A 221-nucleotide genomic window follows, 5' to 3' on the forward strand; every position below is an offset into this window, starting at 1 on the left:
ATAAGGAGTTTAAATCACCTAGATGAACAGATTGTTTTTTTAACGAGCTACCCTGAATATATGGTGGAAAGTTTTGACGTAGTTACATTTCAATATTTAATAAAACCGATTGCTCCCCATATCTTTGAGGAAAAAATAATAAAGCTGTGTCAATATTTTCAAGCTCTCGATAAAAAATTCGTTATCATCAAGTCAGCTTATGAGGAAGTGCTTTTAAAATA

1 pseudogene is annotated in these 221 nt (G+C 30.8%); it reads left to right on the top strand.

Annotated features, from left to right (window positions below):
- Positions 1 to 221 (top strand): annotated as a pseudogene (locus A372_RS38160) (DNA-binding response regulator); the annotation flags it as partial.

Origin of the sequence: Paenibacillus sp. OSY-SE (genome assembly GCF_000283315.1) — a bacterium.
In the GTDB taxonomy this organism is placed as follows: Bacteria; Bacillota; Bacilli; order Paenibacillales; family Paenibacillaceae; genus Paenibacillus_B; species Paenibacillus_B profundus.